Annotated in this window: 1 pseudogene; it reads left to right on the plus strand. The window is 72.7% G+C overall.

The window, feature by feature from the left end:
* Nucleotides 1–1,106, plus strand: a pseudogene (locus DP106_RS15180) (DNA mismatch repair endonuclease MutL); the annotation flags it as partial.
* Between the last annotated feature and the right edge of the window lie 72 nt (nt 1,107–1,178).

Here is a 1,178-nt window from a genome sequence, read left to right on the forward strand (position 1 = left end):
GGTCGGGGCTGCTCCGGTCGCGTGCGCCGCGCGGGCGGTCGGCCCCCGAGCAGACCGATGTGTCGCCCGGGACCCCCGACGACGCCGGCGACGACGCGGAAACGAGGGGAGGGTCCGATGAAAAAAGCCCGGAGGATCGAGACGTGTCCGGGAAACGCGACGGTCGGAGCGACGGCCACGGCGATCGGAACGACGCCGACGAACGGGTGCGAAGCGTCGACACCGGGGCGGACGAGGCGCCCACCGCGGAAGCCGGGGGGACCGCCACCGACGGAGCGGACGGGGCAGCTGTGACCGCTTCGGACCCGGAGGGCACGCGTTCGCGAGACCGCACCGAAAGCGGGTCCCGAACGTCGGATTCGGGCGCGACGGGCGACGTCGGGGCGGCGGCCGACGCCGACGGAACCGGCTCGGATCCCGAACCCCCGTCGGGGCCGACGACCCAGCGGACCCTCGACGGCGGGGAGACGACGGGGACGCCCGAGGGGTTCGATCGGCTCCCCGACCTGCGCGTCTTCGGGCAGTTCGACGACACCTACCTCGTCGCGGAGTCGGCGGACGGGCTCGTCTTGATCGACCAACACGCCGCCGACGAGCGGGTGAACTACGAGCGGTTGCGGGAGCGCTTCGCCGGCGACGTCACTACCCAGACGCTGACCGACCCGGTGGCGGTCGGCGTGACCGCCCGCGAGGCGGCGCTCGCCGAGGAGTACGGCGACGCGCTCTCGCGGCTGGGGTTCAGGACCCGCCTCGACGAGGGGACGCTTTCGGTGACGACGGTACCGGCGTTTCTCGCCGACCACGTGGGCGAAGCCGCACCGGAACTCGCCCGCGACCTCCTCGGGGAGTTCGTCGGCGGCGACCCCGAGGGAACCGTCGAGTCGGTCGTCGACGACGTGTTGGGCGATTTGGCGTGTCACCCCTCGATCACGGGACACACGTCGCTGCGGGAGGGGACCGTCGAGGCGTTGCTCGAAGCGCTCGACGGCTGTGAAAACCCCTACGCGTGCCCGCACGGGCGACCGACGGTCATCGAAGTGTCGACCGAGGAGGTCGAGACGCGCTTCGAGCGCGACTACCCCGGCCACGGCGGCCGTCGACGGTAGCGGGCCGCGGGAACCGGGGCGGAAGCCCGTCGAGGCAGCGGCGAGACGGAATCGATTTGTCCGACCAAGGGC

Source organism: Halonotius pteroides, assembly GCF_003605635.1.
In the GTDB taxonomy this organism is placed as follows: domain Archaea; phylum Halobacteriota; class Halobacteria; order Halobacteriales; family Haloferacaceae; genus Halonotius; species Halonotius pteroides.